Below are 17012 nucleotides of genomic sequence, written 5' to 3'. Positions count from 1 at the left end.
GAGCGCGGGCGCGGGGAAAGGGGGCCGTGTGTTCGGGCCGGGTGGGTGGGAGGATGGGGCGGACGACAGTGAGCAGCGAGCGCGGGGAGAGAGTGTCACTGTGACGACGGCACGTTCGTGGTGGCGGCGCGGCGACGACCTGCGTGCGGAGGCCCAGGCGGCGAAGGATGCCGCGGCCCAGGCGTTCTACGACCTGGACACGGCCCAGCGGGACCTGGAGATCTCGATAGAGACGATCTCCGCGGTGGACGACACCCCGCAGGCCAGGCGGGCGCTGGACGGTTTCCGGGCACTCGGCGAGAAGATCGACCGGGTCAGCGGCGCCTACATCGCGACCGTCGACGCCCACGACATCGACCGGGACGACCTGGACCACGCGGCGGCCTCGCGGGCCGTGACCGAGCTGACCCGGGCGAAGGACGACCTGACCAACGCGAAGACCGAGCTGGAGCGGTACCAGGCCGGCCTTGCCCCGCTGCTGGGCAAGGCCGAGACGCAGCTCGCCCAGCTGGCGCCCGCCCGGGAGCGGGCCAAGCAGTCGCTGCTCGCGGCGAGCCAGGCGCTGGACGCGGTGCGCGCGGCGGGGCTGAAGGCCGACGCGCTGGCGGCCCGGCTCGCCTCGCTCGGCCCGGAGCTCACAAAGCTCAACGAGGGCGCGAGCAAGCACGGCGTACGGGAGACGGTCCGGCGGGCCGACGAGATGCGGCGCACCGCGGAGGCGGTCAGGGCCGAGGCCGAGCGGCTGCCCGAGCAGGCGAAGGAGATCGACAAGCGGCTGGTGTCGCTGCGTACCCGGGTGCAGGCACTCGGCACCCGGGCGGAGGGGGTGGCCCCCGTGCTCAGCGAGTTGCGGCGCCGTTTCTCCGCCGCCTGCTGGCAGGACCTGCAGGCGGTGCCGGATCAGGCCGCGCAGGCGGTCCGGCTGGCCGAGCAGGCACTCGCCGAGGCCCGGGTGGCTCGTACGGAGCAGCGCTGGGCCGACGCCACCTCGCGGCTGGCGACCGTACGTACGCAGATGGACGACGTGGACGGCGCCGTGGCCGCCGCAGGGGATCGGCTGCGCCGGCTCAACGAGGTCAGCAAGGACCCGACCGGCGAGGTGGAGAAGACGCGGTTCGCGATTCGTGACGCGCAGCGGCTGGCGATGCAGGGGCGGAGTACGCCCGAGCCCCGGCACGCGCGACCGCTCGACGAGGCAGTGGCGCGGCTCGACCGCGCCGTGGGCGCGCTGGAGGGGCGGCACCCCGATTACTGGGCGTTCCTCACGGAGACCGCGGCGGTGCGCGACACGGTGAACCGGGTGGTGTCCAATATTCGGGAGGACCGCGCGGCGGGGCGTTGACGGACCCCCCGACTCGGGTCAGGCCGCCGTCCCGGGACCACCTGCCGGGGTGGGCCGATCGCGCCTTTCTCCCGCAGAGCTTCGCCTGGGTGGGAGTGCCCCCGGGTGCCTTGATGGAGCCCCCCCACGCGCCCCTGAGCAAGTGCGGGCACTCCCCCGGGCACCCCGGGCGACCCCGGGGGGGACGGGGTCAGCCGCAGCAGCCGCCTCCGCAGCAGCCTCCTCCGCCGGAACCCCCGGAGGGCCCTGCGGGGGAAGGGGAGGACGAGGAGGCGACGGAGACGGTGGAGAGGAGCTTGACCGTGTCGGCGTGGCCGCGGGGGCAGGGCGCGGGGGCGTCGGACTGGGACATGGGGCGGCGCATCTCGAAGGTGAAGCCGCACGCCTTGCAGCGGTACTCGTAACGGGGCATGCCCTCAGGGTAGCCGGAGCCGTGGGCGGGGTCGGCGTTCATCCACAGGTAACCCGGGTGATGCCGAAGGACCGCCCGGGTGTGGCATCTTCCGGCCATGGACACCGCCCCCCTCGACGCGCTGGAAGCGCTCTTCCTCGGCGCCGGCGCCGACCAGTACCTCGGCGAGGACGTCACCCAGGCCCAGCACATGCTGCAAGCGGCGGCACTCGCCGAGGCCGACGGCGCCCGGCCCGCGCTGGTGGCCGCGGCGCTGCTGCACGACATCGGCCACTTCCACGGCACCGTGAGCGGCGAGGAGTGGCTGGAAGGCACCGACAACCGGCACAGCCACACGGGTGCGGACCGGCTCGCCGCGTGGTTCGGCCCGGACGTCACGGAGCCGGTACGGCTGCACGTGGCCGCCAAGCGGTATCTGTGCCGCGCCGAACCCGGCTACCACGACAAGCTCTCCGCCGAGTCGGTGCGGACCCTGGCGCTGCAGGGCGGCCCGATGACGGTCGCGCAGGCGCGGGCGTACGAAGCCGAGCCGTACGCCCGCGACGCGGTGACGCTGCGCCGCTGGGACGAGCGGGCGAAGGACCCGGCCGCGCAGGTGCCGCCCTTCGCCCACTACCGCCCGCTGCTGGCGGCCCTGCTCAGGCCCGAGACACCCGCGACGCCCGAGACGCCCGCGACACCCCCGATGCCCGAGACGCCCGCCTCGTAAGCCCGCGCGCCGGGCCGCCGCCATCCGCCATCCGCCGCCCGCCCCACCCCGCTACCCCCGCCACCTCACCGCTTGCGGGCCAGCGTCGTGCCGTCCGCGACCGTCAGCAGCACGTCGTCGACCCGGTCGTCGGCCCGCACCCGGTCGTTGAACTCCCGGATCGCCGCGGCCCCGCCGCCCCTGCCGAGGTCGGTGACCTCGCCGTGGAAGAGGGTGTTGTCGACCACGAGGAGGCCGCCGGGGTTCATCCGCGGCACCAGCTCCTCCCAGTAGTCGACGTAGGAGCCCTTGTCGGCGTCGAGGAAGACCAGGTCGATCCACGGGCCTTCCGGCAGCGCCCGCAGCGTCTCGATCGCGGGGGCGATCCGCAGGTCGATCCGGTCCGCGACGCCCGCCTCCGCCCAGGCCGCGCGCCCCACCGAGGTCCACTCCTCGGAGACGTCGCAGGCGATGACCCGGCCGCCCTCCGGCAGCGCCGCCGCCATCGACAGCGTCGAGAAGCCGGTGAACGTGCCGACCTCCACGATCTGGCGGGCCCCGGTGAGCCGGACCAGGAACTCCAGCAGCGGGCCCTGCTCCTGCGCCGTCTGGAGCCCGGCGGAGTCCGCGAACCGACGGTGCGTGGTGTCCACCAGCGCGCGCTGGGCCGGGCTCAGCGGCGGGTTGTGCGCGAGGACGTACGCGTACAACTCCGGGGTGAGCGGGGGGTTCTTCGTCTCGTACAACGTCTTCTCCCGTGAACGGTGTCTGGCTCGGGCCCACCCCGGGGCCCGTCGCCCTAGGCTGTCCGGATGCTCGTCGATGACGTGATCGCCTTGGTACCCAGCATCCCAGGCCGCCGAGCCCTGCTCGGGTTGGCGGGCGCGCCGGCCGCCGGGAAATCAACGCTCGCGCAGCGACTGGTCAGCGGCGTCAACGGCCGGCTCGGCGCGGACACGGCGGCGTACGTGCCGATGGACGGATTCCACCTGTCCAACGCCCAGTTGGACCGGCTGGGGCTGCGCGGGCGCAAGGGCGCGCCCGAGACGTTCGACGTCGACGGGTACGTGCACCTGCTGCGCCGGCTGCGGGCGATCCGTGAACGGCCGGTCTACGCGCCCGGGTTCGACCGGCGGCTCGACGAGCCGGTGGCCGCCGCCCTGGTCGTCCCCGCCACCGCGCGGCTCGTCGTCACCGAGGGGAACTACCTGGCCGATGACGGGGCCGGCTGGTCGGAGGTCCGCGACCTCCTCGACGAACTCTGGTACGTCGACACGCCCCGGCGGCTGCGCGAACGCCGGCTGCTGCACCGGCACGTAGGGGGCGGGCGCTCCCAGGACGAGGCGATCGCCTTCATCGCCGACAGCGAGCGGCCCAACGCCCGACGGGCCGAGTCCGGCCGCGCCCACTGCTCCCGCGTCATCAGCGCGGAACGGGGTGCCTGACCCCGACCCCGTTCCGGCGGCGCCCGACCGGCTCCCGCGATGCCCGCCCGACTCCCAGAGATCTCATGGCCCATACATGTATCCATGCTAGGGTGCATGTATGGATACCTCACCTCCCGACTCCGCGCACCGCCAGGACCGCCAGGACCGGCCCGTCTCGGCCGCCGAGCGGGCCTACGCCGACACCAAGGAGCGGATTCTCGCCGGCGACCTGCCCGGCGGCAGCCTGATCAGCGAGGTCGAGGTCGCCGACCGGATCGGGCTGAGCCGCACCCCGGTCCGGGCCGCCTTCCTGCGCCTGGAGAGCGAGGAGCTGCTGCGGCTGATCCCCAAGCGGGGCGCGGTCGTGGTGCCGGTCCCGCCGCACGAGGCCGCCAACGTGCTGGAGGTGCGCGAGGCGCTGGAGTGCGCGGCGGTCCGGCGGCTGCTGGCGGGCGACGACGACCGGCTCGCCGAGGCCGTCACCCTGCTGCGCCGCCGCCTGAGCGAGCAGGAGGCACCCGCCCGGGACCTGGACGTCGACACCTTCACCCGCCTCGACCAGGCGTTCCACCTCGCGATCGTCGCCGTCTCGGGCAACAGCCTCGCCGAGCGGTTCTACGCCTCCCTCGGCGACCGGCAGCGGCGGATGGCCGTCCACGCGCTGCGGCCCCGGCCGGACCGGCTGAGCGTGCTCGCGCGGGAACACGAGGCGCTGGTGACCCACATCGCCGCGCGCGACGAGACCGCCTTCGCCGCGGCGCTGCGCCGCCACCTCGACGACACCCACCGGGCGCTGGACGGCGGCGACCGCTGACCATGCGAAGGACCGCGCACAGCACACCGGCGACAGCACGGCGGAGCCCGACGGCGCCCGCACGAAAAGCGCCCGCACGAACAGCGTCGGCACGAACGGCACCCGCACGAACAGCGTCGGCACGAACGGCACCGAGCGCCGCACGTCCCACCACGCGGAGCGGAGCGGCCCGATGACCGCGACCACCGCCTCCACCGCGATCACCGGGGCCACGCGCGCGATGACGCCCCGCGCCGCCCACCCGCGCGGCTGGCGGCAGGCCGCCGCCGGGCTGGTCGCCTGCGGGTGGGGCGGCAACCAGTTCACCCCGCTGCTGCTGATGTACCGGCGTACGGACGGCTACTCGACGGTGACCGTCGACGCGCTGCTCGGCGCGTACGTGGTCGGTCTCATCCCCGGCCTGCTGATCGGCGGTCCGCTCTCCGACCGCTGGGGGCGGCGGCCGCTGATGATCGCCGGCACGGCGCTCTCGCTGCTGGCCAGTGCCGTCCTCGCGGCCGGGTCGCTCGGGCTCGGCCCGCTCGTCGCGGGGCGGCTGCTGACCGGCGCGGCCGTCGGGATCGCGATGGCCGTGGGGTCGAGCTGGGTGAAGGAGCTGTCGCAGGCCCCCTTCGACCCCGGCGCGGACCCGGGCGCGGGCGCCCGGCGCAGCTCGCTGGCGCTCACCGCGGGCTTCGGGATCGGTCCGGGCGTGGCCGGCGCGCTCGCCCAGTGGGGTCCGTGGCCCACCGCGCTGCCCTACCTGGTCCATGTGGCGGTCGGCGGTGCCCTGTTGGCGGTCATGCTCGGGGCACCCGAGACCCGGAAGCGGCCGGCGGTCCGGCCGGAACCGACCGGAGGGCTGCCGACCGGAGGACGGCGAGGGCTACGGGTCGCAGGACTGCGGGCCCGCGAGTTCCTGGCCGATCTGAGGGTCCCGGCCGCCAGTCACCGCCGCTTCCGGCGGATCGTCCTCCCCATGGCGCCCTGGGTGTTCGGGTCCGCGGGCATCGCGTACGCCGTGACACCCCAGCTCGTCGACGCCCGGGTCGGCCACTGGGGCCTGGCCTACGCCACCGCGCTGACCGTGCTCACCCTGGGCATGGGAGCCGTCGTCCAGCCCCTCGCGAAACGGCTCGGCGCCCGGTCGAGCGTGCCGGCGATGTCGGCCGCCATGGTGCTGATGGCGCTGGGCATGGCCGTGTGCGGGCTGGACGCCCACACCCGCTCGCCGTGGCTGGCGCCGGTCGGCGCGCTGGTGCTGGGCGCGGGCTACGGGATCGCGATCGTCTCCGGACTGGTGGAGATCCAGCGCATAGCCCGCCCCGACGACCTCGCCGGGCTCACCGGCGTGTACTACGCGGCGGCGTACGCCGGCTTCCTGCTGCCGACCGTGCTCGCCGCCGCGTCGTCCGTCGTCGGCTATCCCGTGCTGCTCCTCGCGCTGGCGGTGCTCGCGGTCGGCTGCCTGGCGGTCATCCTCGCGAACTCCCGCGTCCCGGCGGTTCCGGGCCCGCTCCCGCCACGGCGCCCCGGGCTGTGACGCGCGGCCGGCAGCGGGCGCCGGTCAGCCGTCGAGCCGTACGCCGGGACGGTCTTCGAGCCGGGCGAGGACGCGGTGGAGGATCTCCTCGCCCGCGGCCACTCCGGCGGACGCGAGCGCGGTGACGTGGGGAGCCGTCCACCCGGTGTCGGCGAGCTCGCCGTGCGCGGGGGTCCAGCCGGCGTCCGCGGCCAGCAGGAGGTCGGCGTCCAGGAGCGAGTCTCCGGCGGCGAGCACCTCGTGCGCACCGGTGCGCCGGACCACCTCCGCGAGGGCCGCGGACTTGCTGAGCGGCTTGGGCACGGCGTAGATCTTGCGTCCCTGGAGCGAGACGGTCCAGCCGCGGGTGTCGGCCCACCCGGCGAGTTCCTTGACCCAGCCGACGGGCAGCCGCTCCCGGTCGACCACGAGGTAGGCGAACAGCTCCTCGGCGATCCGCTCCTTGCGCAGCCACTCCGGGTCCGCGGTGGCGGCCAGGTGCGCCCGCACCTCGGCCAGCGGCGCGCAGCCGTCGGCGAGCCTGCGCCGCATCTCGTCGTGCCAGTCGTGGTCGGTGCGCCCGTCGACCAGCAGGTGCCCGCCGTTCGCGCAGATCGCGTAACGCGGCACCCGCCCGGGCAACTTGATCCGGCGGTACTGCTTGCGGGTGCGGGTGGTGGCGGGCACGAACCGCGCGGTGTCGGCGAGTTCGACCAGCAGCCGCCCGGCGGCCTCGGTGAGGTAGGACAGCGGCCTGGCCTCGTGGACCTCGACGCACAGCAGCCGCGGGGCCTGCTCGTCCGGCATGGTCAGGCCCAGCGCGGCGGCGGAGTAGACCAGGGTGCGGTCGAGGTCGCTGGCGACCACGGTCCGGTGGTGCGTGGGCATCGGGGCGCGGCTCACTTCGCGGCCACCGCCTTGCCGTCCACACCGGTCGCGCCGCGCGTGAAGCGCGGGTGGATCAGACCGACGCAGGAGTACGGCAGGTCGTCCACCTCCTCGACGGGTACGCCGCGTTGCGCGGCGAGCAGCCTGACGTGGTCCAGGTCGGCGCCCACCCCGCGCTTGGCGAGGATCTTCCACGGCACCCGGCGCAGCAGCACCCGGGTGGTCTCGCCGACGCCGGGCTTGACCAGGTTGACGTCCCCGATGCCGTACTCCTCGCTGATCCGCTCCACCGCGGCCCAGCCCGCCCAGGTCGGCGAACGGTCCTGCCCGCGCAGCGACTTGACGTCGGCGGCGACCGAGTCGGCGACCGAGTCGAAGGCGGCGGCGACGGTGTCGAGGAAGTACCCGGAGACGTCGGCGCCGAGCAGGTCGCGGTAGAACTTCGCGCCGTGGAAGTCGTGCGGTCCGATCAGCCCCTCGCGCAGCACGGTGCGGGAGATCAGCCCGGAGACGGTGGAGTTGAGGCACGCGGAGGGGATCAGGAAGTCGTCGCGGGTGCCGTAGGTGCGTACGCAGCCGCCCGGGTCGGCGAGGACCGCGATCTCCGGGTCGAATCCCGGCTTCCCCGAACCCGAAGCCGAACCCGAACCGGAAGCCGCACCGGAACCCGAAACCCCGCCCGAGCCCTGCTCCGACGCCTGCGCTTCGGCGAACTCGGCCACGGCCGCGGCCAGTTCGCGGGTGATCGCGCCCTTCCCGGTCCAGCCGTCGACGAACACCACGTCGGCCGGGTCGTGGTGGGCGGCCAGCCAGCGCAGCGCGTTGGCGTCGATGCCGCGGCCGCGGACGATGGAGACCGCGTAGTGCGGCAGCCGCAGCCCGTGCGCGTGCTCGGCCCAGCGGCGCATCAGCACGCCGACGGGGGTGCCGGCGCGGGCGAGCGAGACCAGGACGGCGTCCGGTCCGCGCTCGGCCAGCACCAGTTCGGTGACGGTGCCGACCGCACGGGCGATCCGCCGCGCCGAGCCGTCCAGCGCCGAGCGGAACAACTCCTGGTACTCCGGGGTGGGTTGGTACTCCACCGGCAGCGACTCGGCGTAGTGCGCGCCGCCGCTCTGGATGGCCTCCTCGCGCTCCTCGGTGGGCGCCTCCAACTCGACGTCGGAGAGGTCCTTGAGCAGCCAGCCCACCTCGTCGGGCGCGTAGGAGGAGAACTCCGGCCCCCGCAGCGGCTCGGCCAGGCCGGACGACCCGGCCGGACCGTACGACCCGGCCGGGGCCTCGGGGGTCTGCGGGGCCCGCGCGGTCGCACCGCTCGGGCTGTTCGTCGGGCTCATCGCGTGCGTGCTTCCGTTCGGTCGGTAGGACGGCACCACCGCGAGCAGTACCGAGTCGGTGGCGGCGGCCAGCCGGTCCAGCAGCCCGCCGGGCGCGTGCAGGGCGGCGGTGTCCCCGGTCGAGTCCACCACGCACACCACCGCGTCGAACCCGCGCACGTTGTACGCGAACCGGTCCGTGCTGCCCTCGTCGGTCGGGTCGTCGTGTGCGGGGAACGCGATCCGGTGCCGTATGGCGTACCCGGGGTCGTCGACGGCCAGTACCGGGGAGCGGGTGGTGGTGGAGTACCGGACGGCGGCCGGGGCGCTCCCGGGCGCCGAGGCGCGCGCCCGGGCCTCCAGGGTGCCCTGGAGCGCCTTGGCCAGCCGCAGGGGCGCGTACATCAGCTCCTCGTTGCCGAGGACGAGGACACGGCCGGCGGACGGCGGCAGGGCGTCGGCGAGCCGGCCGCCCATCGCGGGCAGCGCCTCCGCCAGCCGCATGGCGTGCCCGGGCAGGAAGCCGTGCCGGCCCCCGTCGGGCACCTCCTCTGGCCACTCCAGCTCCACCCGGCGTACGCGCCCGGCGGAGGCGGGGCCGCCGGCCGCCGGGGGGACGGCGACGGACGCCTCGTCCGCCGCGTGGTGCGCGGCCACCAGCGCCTGGCCCCTGCCGAGCACCCCGTCCGGGAGGCCGACCGTCCCCGTGGCCAGGGCGATCACGTCGATGCGCGCGGGCAGTTCGGCGGCGAAGGCGTCCAGCGCGTCGCGGTCGGCGGGCGCGCGCATGTCGGTGAGCGCCACGACGACGTAGTGCTCGCGCGGGTGGAGGGCGTGCAGGGCCGCGATGGTGTTGCGGATGGTGCGGCCGGTGGAGAACTCGTCGTCGACCAGCACGAGCGGGCCGGGCCGGGTCAGCAGCCCGGGCTCCTCCGGCAGCAGCAGGTGGGAAGTGGCGTGACTGTGCTCCTCCTCGAAACCGCCGTGCGGGGTGACGCCGGGCACCGCGCGGCGGGTGGAGTGCAGGTAAGGCGCGAAGCCGATGCCGTCGGCGACCGCGTGGCCGAGCCCGGTGGCGGTCTCGGCGTATCCGAGCACGACCGCGTTCCGCGCGTCGGCCGCGCCCAGCAGGTCCCGTACCCGCAGGCCGAGCGCGAAGGCGTACCCGTAGACCGTGCCGGGGTCCTGCGGGACGTGCTTGCCGAGCACCTGGGAGACGAGCAGATGGGCCCGCTTGGGGTTGCGCCGCAGCGCCAGGCCGACCAGGTCGGCGAGGCCGTCGCCGTGCAGGGTGACGCCGAGGCGGTCGGCGACCCACTGCCCGGTCCAGGGCGCGTTCGTTGGCATCAGGCGGGTGTCCTTACGTGCGGATGGGTGGGCACCGGTCAGGAGGAGGGCAGGCTCGCGGCGAGCAGTTCCACGAAGCCGACGTCCTCGCGGGCGACACCGAAGACCTCGGCGCGGCGCAGGGTGCGTTCGGCCCAGGCGCGGTGCGGCTTCACCTCGTTCATCTTGTTGGTGTAGGCGGAGCGGAGCACCCCGCCGCCGCTGCGGTCCTGGTGCAGGATGTCGGCGGCGTCGCAGAACTCCTCGTGGGTGACGACGCTCAGCGCGTTGACGACCGGCACATGGCTGGGGTGGATGCAGGTCTTGCCCTGCAGGCCGTTGGCCCGGTCCAGCTCGATCTCGCGCAGCAGGCCGTCCATGTCCTGCTCGATGAGGGCCTCGCGCAGGTCCTCGGCCTCGGGGGTGAACGGGCTGCGGCGCAGCTGGGGCTTGAACATCCGCTCGTGGTGCCGGAAGTACTCCCACACCGGGCCGGTGACGACGAAGCCGCTGCCGTCCGCGCGGCCGAGCACGTTGACCACGTCGGCGATGACGGAGGCGACGATCTGCACGTCGTACGCGGTCATCGCGGGCGCCCGGCGCAGGCCGTAGGAGGAGCAGAAGTCGGTGACGCCAAGGCGCAGGGCGAGCACCCGGTCGCGGTACTTGTCGACGGTGCGGGATATCCCGTAGAGCGTCTCCACCCGGCTCTCCAGGTGCAGCAGCTCCGGGGACTCCAGCACCGGCATCGCGAACAGCCGATGCCCCGAGGCGCTTTCCGCGTTGCCGACCGCTTCGAGGAAGGGGACGCCGCTCTCCTCGGTGAACTTGGGCAGCACGAATCCGGACAGCAGCCGTACGGTGCCGCCGAGCCGGTGCACCAGGTCGGTGATCTGGGCCGGGGTGCGGACCCGGATGAACAGCAGCGGGAGCGCCTGCTCGGCGCCGGGCCGGGCGGCCAGATCCGCGAACTGCCGGACCAGGTTCGCCTCGCCCGCCTCGACGTCGCGGTCGTCGATGGAGTCCTCCAGGCACAGCACCATGGAGACCACGCCGCGGGCGGCCTGCTTGAGCACGTCGTCGGCGAGGTGCGGCCGGGTGGCCGGGCTGTAGAGCGTGGCGCCGAGGGCGGTCGCGAGGACGCGCGCGGGTGAGCCGGAGGTGAACTCCTGAGGTTCCCGGTGGAAGAGCTCACCCCTGAGGTCTGACGCAAGATGTCCGAAGTGTCGCATACGCCCCCTTTCAGAGTCGCAGCCGCGAGAGAAGGCGTCAATCGCGTGGCCGATTATCGTACGTGTGCCCGTGTCGCAAAGGTTCCCGCAGCGCGTGACAAACAGGTAACCGGCTCCGGTCGGCCAGGTGTCCGTCCCCGCGCGTCACCCGCCCCGCCCGCGCGGCCGGAGCGGACCCCCGCACCCGGCCCGCCGTCCGCGGCGTTGTGGGCCGCCCCGCAGGACGGGCAGGATGGCAGTCATGACGCACGTGATGGTGAAGGGCTCGAACATCCCGCTGGACGCCTCGGGCATCCGGGCGGTGCTCCGCTGGAGCCCGGCGCCGACCGCTCCCGACGTGGACGCCTCCGTGCTGCTGCTCGGCGCCGACGGCCGGGTGCGCTCGGACGCCGACTTCGTCTTCTACAACGCCCCCCGGCACCCCTCGGGCCTGGCCCGGCACCTGCCGAAGCAGCGCGTCTCCGACGGCTTCACCGACACCGTGGAGGTCGATCTGGCCGCGCTCGACCCGGGCGTGGACCGGGTGGTGGTCGCCGCGTCCTGCGACGGCGGGCCGTTCCGGCTGGTGCCCGACCTGGTGCTCGCCCTCTTCGACGCGGCCGGCCCGCAGCACGCCGCCCCGCTGGTCACCTTCGACGTGGTGCCCGACACCGGCCAGGAAAGCGCGCTGATCTGCGGCGAGTTGTACCGCAAGGACGCCGGCTGGAAGTTCCGCGCGCTCGGCCAGGGATACGCCACCGGCCTGGTCGGCCTCGCCACGGAATACGGCATCGCGGTCGACGACGGCGCCTCCGAGGAGCCCGCCCAGGGCGCCACCGCCGCCGCGGGCCCCACCGCCGCCATGCCCGGCCCCGCACCCACCGGCGGCTACACCGCGGCCGCAGGACCCACCGTGTCCGCCCCCGAACCCCCCGGCGCCTACGGCTACCCCCTCCCGGCCCCGTACCCCTCCCACGTCCCCGCCCAGCCCGCCTACGGCTACCCCCAGCCCGTCGCCGCCACCATCCCTCCCCCGCCCCCTCAGCAACCCGTAGTCCACCAACAGCCCCAACAGGCCTACCCGGCCTACGGCTACCCCCAGCCCGTCGCCACCAACGCCCTCCCCCCCGACGGCCACTTCACCCTCCCCCCGCAGGGCCCCCAGTTCCAATCCGCCTGACCGCTCGGGAGAACCAACGGGAGCTTGGCGGCAACCCCAGGCGAAGCCCTGGGTAGTGACCCCACAGCCGAAACACCACCCCGGCCAGGACAGCTTCTCCTCAAGGAAGAGCCGTCACCTACCCAGGGGCGCGGGGAACTGCGCGACAAGCCCCCACCAACAGGTGATCCCCAAACAACAACAACCACCCCCGACAGGGGAGCTTCCTTTCAAGCAAAGGCCGTCAAGTTGCCCAGGGGCGCGGGGAAAGGCGCGACAAGCCCCCCACCGGCAGGTGGTCCCGGAACCGACAGCACCACCCACCCCGGAGGGTCCGCTCGACCCCACCGCCAGGGTCACACCTTGGACTTGTACCCCCGCCCCCACTGCAGCCCCCACCCGTAGAGCCGGTCGATCTCCGCTTGGAAGCCGTAGACGTACTTCACCTCGCGGTGGACGACCATCTCGTCCTTGCGGTTCTCGATCAGCACCACCGCGCAGGACCGCGCCTGCGGCTCCCGCTCGGTGAGCGGGATCTCGATCCGCGGCCCGGACCCGGGAAAGATCTCCACCTTCGCGTGCGTGCGGTCGAACGCCGGCGTGCCGTCGTAGATGTACACGAACACCAGCAGGCGCTTGAACTCCTCGCGCTTGTCGAAGTTGATGTACAGCGTCTCGCCCGAGGTGCCGCCGAACCGGTCGTCGCCGGTCATCTGGATGTACGGCGGCGCGTCCAGGTCACCGTGGAAGTCGCCGAGCGGCTGGACCACCCCCTTGGTGCCGTCCGCGAGTTCGTACATGCACGCCAGGTCCAGGTCGACGTTGACCATCGCCGGGCCGGCCGCCTGGACCACACGTGGCTTGAACACGTCGATCTGGCGGCGCAGGAAACTGCCCCGATCCGTCACCCAGTCCCCGGAGTCGGTCGGCCGCATCTGCCAGGACAGGTTCACCCGCATGTTGCCGACCGCGGCACCGTGTTTCGTCAGCGACAGCTCGGGCCGCCGCTTGGTGAGTTCCACGCTGTGCGTGTTCGTCACGTCGAACTGGTCCGGGCCGTTGGGCCGCAGGAACCGCCACCAGGCCATTGTCGTCCGTCCTCCCCTGTCGCTCAGCACCGCAGCCACCCGCCGCACGGACGCGCCGCTGCCCCCGCCGGACGGCGGGGGCAGCGGCGCGTGCGCGGCCGGGGGTCACACCCCGGACGAGACTTCCGCCTTGTCGTCGTCCGACTGACCAGAGCCTTCCCCGAGACGGCGGTTGCGTACCACCGACGACCAGTAGGACGCCGCGATCAGGACAACGCCGACCAGGCCGGTGATGACCTCGCTGACGTCGTACTTGATCGTGATGAGCAGGATGACCGCCAGCGCGCCGATCGCGTAGTGCGCGCCGTGCTCCAGGTAGACGTAGTCGTCCAGGGTGCCCTTGCGGACCAGGTAGACGGTGAGCGACCGGATGTACATCGCGCCGATGCCCAGACCCAGGGCGATCTCGAAGATGTCGTTGCTGATCGCGAAGGCGCCGATGACGCCGTCGAAGGAGAACGACGCGTCGATGACTTCCAGGTACAGGAACATGAAGAACGCGGCCTTGCCGGCCAGACCGACCGTCCGGGCCACGTTGGCGCCGCTGGTGGCCGCGGGGACCTTGGCGCCCAGCGAGGGTTCCTCGACGGCCTTGGGGCCCTCGCCGTCCTCGTCGCCGTCCTCGTCCTCGTCGTCCTCCAGCCGCTCCTCGAAGAAGCCGGAGATGCCGCCGACCACCAGGTAGGTGATCAGACCGGCGACACCCGCCAGCAGGACCGTCTCGGCCTTGTCGACCGTGCCGTGCCCACCGTGCAGCGGCACCGAGTCCGCGACCGTGGTGCCCGCGATGACCAGGACGATCATCGCCACCGCCACCGACAGCATGTCCAGCTTGCCGAGCTTGGCCAGCGGCTTCTCCAGCCAGGACAGCCAGTTGATGTCCCGCTCCTCGAAGATGAAGTCGAGGAAGATCATCAGCAGGAACATGCCGCCGAAGGCGGCGATCGCCGGGTGGGCGTTGGAGACGAGGTTCTCGTAGCGGTCGTGGTCGTTGACCGCGATCCGGACCGCTTCCCACGGGCTGAGCTTCGCGGTGACGGCCACGATGATGATCGGGAAGACCAACCGCATGCCGAAGACCGCGATCAGCACACCGATGGTGAGGAAGATCTTCTGCCAGAACGCGTTCAGCTTGCGGACGATGCCCGCGTTGATGACCGCGTTGTCGAAGGAGAGCGAGATCTCGAGGATGGACAGGATCGCCACGATGGCGAGCCCTTTGCCTCCCCAGAGGATGCCGGCCAGGGCCAGGCCGGCGGCAGTGATGCCGAGTGACCAGCCGAATGTTCTGAGGAGCACGTGCTTCCCACCCAATCCCTTGTGATCCCTTGAGCCAAGGGTCCCCCGCGCGGTGCGCGGCTTTACGAAACGTTGACCCCGAAGTCTAGGGCGATACCGCGCAGCCCCGAGGCATACCCCTGGCCTACTGCACGGAACTTCCACTCGCCGCCGTACCGGTACAGCTCGCCGAAGATCATCGCCGTCTCGGTCGAGGCGTCCTCGGTGAGGTCGTAGCGGGCCAGTTCGACGCCGTCGGACTGGTTGAGCACGCGGATGTAGGCGTCGCTGACCTGCCCGAAGGTCTGCACCCGGGCGTCGGCGTCGTAGATCGAGACGGGGAAGACGACCTTGTCGACGGTGGCCGGCACCTTCGTCAGGTCGACCAGGATCGTCTCGTCGTCACCGCCGCTGCCGCCGGTGAGGTCGTCGCCGGTGTGCTCGACGGAGCCCTCCGGGCTCTTCAGATTGTTGTAGAAGACGAAGTACTCGTCCCCCAGCACCCGGCCGCCGGAGCACAGCAGCGCGCTGGCGTCCAGGTCGAAGTCGGCACCGGTGGTCGAACGGGCCCTCCAGCCGAGGCCGATCTGCACCTGGGTGAGATTCGGCGCGGCCTTGGACAGGGAGACGTTGCCCCCCTTGGCGAGCGTGACGCCCATCGTGGTCCTTTCCCCCTCAAACGTGGTGGTGGGCAGCGTGCCGGCGGTCAGACGTTGACGCCGAAGTCCTGGGCGATGCCGCGCAGGCCCGAGGCGTATCCCTGGCCGATCGCGCGGAACTTCCACTCCGCGCCGTGCCGGTACAGCTCGCCGAAGACCATCGCCGTCTCGGTCGAGGCGTCCTCGGTGAGGTCGTAACGGGCCAGTTCGGCGCCGTCCGCCGCGTTGACCACGCGGATGTAGGCGTTGCGCACCTGGCCGAAGCTCTGCTGGCGCGGCTCGGCGTCGTAGATGGACACCGGGAAGACGATCTTCGCCACGTTCGCCGGCACGGTGGCCAGGCTGACGTTGATCACCTCGTCGTCGCCCTCGCCCTCACCGGTGAGGTTGTCGCCGGTGTGCTCGACCGAGCCGTCCGGGCTCTTGAGGTTGTTGAAGAAGACGAAGTGCTGGTCGGAAAGGACCTTGCCCTGCTCGTCGGTGAGCAGCGCACTCGCGTCGAGGTCGAAGTCGCTGCCGGTGGTGGTGCGGGCGTCCCAGCCCAGACCGACGACGACCGCCGTGAGGTTCGGCGCCTCCTTGGTCAGCGAGACGTTGCCACCCTTGCTGAGGCTGACTCCCACGAGTCCTCCTGTCGGTTTCCCCGCCCGTCGGTGCGGTGTGGGTCGTTGTGTGCTGCGCTTGCTGGATCAACGTCCAGAGCTTAGTGACCCGTTCCCGATTGGCTACAGCGCGGACAGCGCTTTCGCGTACTGGCCGAGATCACGCGCGTCCGGCAGGCCGTTCACCACGGTCCACCGCACCAGACCCTGCCGGTCGATCACGAAAGTGCCGCGCAGCGCGCAGCCCTTCTCCTCGGCGAAGACGCCGTAGGCGCGGGAAACCGTTCCATGCGGCCAGAAGTCGCTCAGCAGCGGGAAGTCCAGGCCCTCGGCGTCGGAGAAGGCGCGCAGTGCGTGCATGGAGTCGCAGGACACCGCGAGCACCTGGTTGTGCTCGTTCTGGAACGAGGCCAACTCGTTCTGGATCGCCTGGAGTTCGCCCGAGCACACGCTGGTGAAGGCGAACGGGAAGAAGATCAGCAGGACGTTCTTGACGCCCCGGAAGTCGTCCAGGGCGACGGTGCGGCCGTGCTGGTCCCTCAGCCGCAGATCAGGTGCGGGTCCGCCCGCGTCGATCGGCATGAAAACGGCTCCCTGCGCCAAGCGGACATGAGGTTCCCCACGCCCCGGGTGCGGCCGTGCCTACCCGGGGCGCGGGGAACCGCGCGACAAGCCACGGCGGCGGCGCGGCCGGAAACGGACCGCGACCCACTACGGCGCGGTCCGTACCGCCTACCGCTTGCCGGCTTTGGCCGCCTTCGGGGTTACCAGACGGCTGCCCGTCCAGTCCTTCGCCGCGTTGACACTGCTGGTCTGGGCCAGGCCGGCAGTCTGCGCCGCTTCACCGATCTCGCTCGGCTCCACGTGGCCGTCACGCCCGGTCTTCGGGGTCATGAGCCAGATCGGGGCGCCGGGGTCGATCGTCGACGTGGCGTCGACGAGCGCGTCGGTGAGGTCGCCGTCGTCCTCGCGGAACCACAGCAGGACGGCGTCGGGCACGTCGTCGTACTCCTCGTCGGCGAGCTCCTCACCCGTGAGCTCCTCGATCCCCTCACGGAGCTCCTGGTCGCAATCCTCGTCGTACCCGAGCTCCTGGACCACCTGTCCGGGCTCGAAACCAAGCCGGCTCGCCGGGTTGGTCCGCTCCTCCGCGTGGTCCGCGGTCGCGCTCACGCTTTGCCTCCTGTCATGGGCACAGATTTCGTGCGGGTCTTCATGGTCTGTATGTGCCCGCGACGGTGCGAGCTTATTGGCGGTAGTCCACACGGGCGGGGCGGATCGCGCAAGTACCCGCCGTACGA

Annotated in this window: 17 protein-coding genes; 6 read left to right on the top strand and 11 right to left on the bottom strand. The window is 72.6% G+C overall.

What is annotated here, in order from left to right:
• The first annotated feature begins 100 nt into the window (after window positions 1-100).
• Complete coding sequence (locus OG896_RS28055; protein WP_329369772.1) at window positions 101-1342, top strand: hypothetical protein; 1242 nt, start codon at window positions 101-103, stop codon at window positions 1340-1342.
• Between the two features lie 190 nt (window positions 1343-1532).
• Here OG896_RS28055 and OG896_RS28050 read toward each other — a convergent pair whose 3' ends face one another.
• Complete coding sequence (locus OG896_RS28050) at window positions 1533-1754, bottom strand: FmdB family zinc ribbon protein (protein WP_328463643.1); 222 nt, start codon at window positions 1752-1754, stop codon at window positions 1533-1535.
• Window positions 1755-1851: 97 nt separating this feature from the next.
• Between OG896_RS28050 and OG896_RS28045 the strand changes: the two genes are divergently transcribed.
• Window positions 1852-2463 carry a phosphonate degradation HD-domain oxygenase gene (locus tag OG896_RS28045; RefSeq protein WP_329369770.1) on the top strand — a complete coding sequence of 204 codons (612 nt, stop codon included), beginning with the start codon at window positions 1852-1854 and terminating at the stop codon, window positions 2461-2463.
• A gap of 65 nt (window positions 2464-2528) precedes the next feature.
• Here the strand turns inward: OG896_RS28045 and OG896_RS28040 are convergent, their stop codons facing one another.
• Window positions 2529-3188, bottom strand: coding sequence for an O-methyltransferase (locus OG896_RS28040; protein WP_329369768.1), 660 nt, complete (start codon window positions 3186-3188; stop codon window positions 2529-2531).
• Window positions 3189-3254: 66 nt separating this feature from the next.
• Between OG896_RS28040 and OG896_RS28035 the strand changes: the two genes are divergently transcribed.
• The 3 genes from OG896_RS28035 to OG896_RS28025 all read left to right on the top strand — a co-directional run bounded on the left by OG896_RS28035 (window position 3255) and on the right by OG896_RS28025 (window position 6205).
• On the top strand, window positions 3255-3887 hold the full coding sequence (locus OG896_RS28035) for a nucleoside/nucleotide kinase family protein (RefSeq protein WP_329369766.1): 633 nt from the start codon (window positions 3255-3257) through the stop codon (window positions 3885-3887).
• 100 nt (window positions 3888-3987) lie between these two features.
• Window positions 3988-4683 (top strand): GntR family transcriptional regulator, encoded by a 696-nt coding sequence (locus tag OG896_RS28030; RefSeq protein ID WP_329369764.1) that lies wholly within the window; start codon window positions 3988-3990, stop codon window positions 4681-4683.
• A 172-nt stretch (window positions 4684-4855) separates the two neighbouring features.
• Entirely contained in the window at window positions 4856-6205 is a 1350-nt protein-coding gene (locus OG896_RS28025) for an MFS transporter (RefSeq protein ID WP_329369762.1), read from the top strand.
• Window positions 6206-6229: 24 nt separating this feature from the next.
• Here the strand turns inward: OG896_RS28025 and OG896_RS28020 are convergent, their stop codons facing one another.
• Genes OG896_RS28020 through OG896_RS28010 form a run of 3 tightly spaced genes read right to left on the bottom strand, consistent with a single transcriptional unit; the run spans window position 6230 to window position 10946 of the window.
• On the bottom strand, window positions 6230-7072 hold the full coding sequence (locus OG896_RS28020; protein WP_329369760.1) for an HAD family hydrolase: 843 nt from the start codon (window positions 7070-7072) through the stop codon (window positions 6230-6232).
• Between the two features lie 11 nt (window positions 7073-7083).
• The gene (locus OG896_RS28015; protein WP_329369758.1) at window positions 7084-9735 is read right to left on the bottom strand and encodes a phosphoribosyltransferase; all 2652 of its coding nucleotides are present in this window, start codon (window positions 9733-9735) and stop codon (window positions 7084-7086) included.
• A gap of 38 nt (window positions 9736-9773) precedes the next feature.
• Window positions 9774-10946 (bottom strand): HpcH/HpaI aldolase/citrate lyase family protein, encoded by a 1173-nt coding sequence (locus OG896_RS28010; RefSeq protein WP_329369756.1) that lies wholly within the window; start codon window positions 10944-10946, stop codon window positions 9774-9776.
• Between the two features lie 241 nt (window positions 10947-11187).
• Between OG896_RS28010 and OG896_RS28005 the strand changes: the two genes are divergently transcribed.
• Window positions 11188-12105 carry a TerD family protein gene (locus tag OG896_RS28005; RefSeq protein ID WP_329369755.1) on the top strand — a complete coding sequence of 306 codons (918 nt, stop codon included), beginning with the start codon at window positions 11188-11190 and terminating at the stop codon, window positions 12103-12105.
• Window positions 12106-12440: 335 nt separating this feature from the next.
• Here the strand turns inward: OG896_RS28005 and OG896_RS28000 are convergent, their stop codons facing one another.
• The 6 genes from OG896_RS28000 to OG896_RS27975 form a co-directional block, all read right to left on the bottom strand.
• Complete coding sequence (locus OG896_RS28000; protein ID WP_329369753.1) at window positions 12441-13172, bottom strand: TerD family protein; 732 nt, start codon at window positions 13170-13172, stop codon at window positions 12441-12443.
• A 105-nt stretch (window positions 13173-13277) separates the two neighbouring features.
• Window positions 13278-14471 (bottom strand): DUF475 domain-containing protein, encoded by a 1194-nt coding sequence (locus tag OG896_RS27995; protein ID WP_329369751.1) that lies wholly within the window; start codon window positions 14469-14471, stop codon window positions 13278-13280.
• Window positions 14472-14533: 62 nt separating this feature from the next.
• Window positions 14534-15109, bottom strand: coding sequence for a TerD family protein (locus tag OG896_RS27990; protein WP_329369749.1), 576 nt, complete (start codon window positions 15107-15109; stop codon window positions 14534-14536).
• 47 nt (window positions 15110-15156) lie between these two features.
• Window positions 15157-15732 carry a TerD family protein gene (locus tag OG896_RS27985; protein WP_103883544.1) on the bottom strand — a complete coding sequence of 192 codons (576 nt, stop codon included), beginning with the start codon at window positions 15730-15732 and terminating at the stop codon, window positions 15157-15159.
• Between the two features lie 102 nt (window positions 15733-15834).
• Complete coding sequence (locus OG896_RS27980; protein ID WP_329369747.1) at window positions 15835-16293, bottom strand: peroxiredoxin; 459 nt, start codon at window positions 16291-16293, stop codon at window positions 15835-15837.
• A 150-nt stretch (window positions 16294-16443) separates the two neighbouring features.
• Window positions 16444-16884: a DUF3052 domain-containing protein gene (locus OG896_RS27975; RefSeq protein ID WP_103883542.1), complete on the bottom strand. Its 441-nt coding sequence runs from the start codon at window positions 16882-16884 to the stop codon at window positions 16444-16446.
• Window positions 16885-17012: the final 128 nt, after the last annotated feature.

Source organism: Streptomyces sp. NBC_00669, from assembly GCF_036226785.1.
In the GTDB taxonomy this organism is placed as follows: domain Bacteria; phylum Actinomycetota; class Actinomycetes; order Streptomycetales; family Streptomycetaceae; genus Actinacidiphila.
Note: the sequence above shows the minus strand (reverse complement) of the source record. Positions and strands in the feature narration are given on the sequence as shown.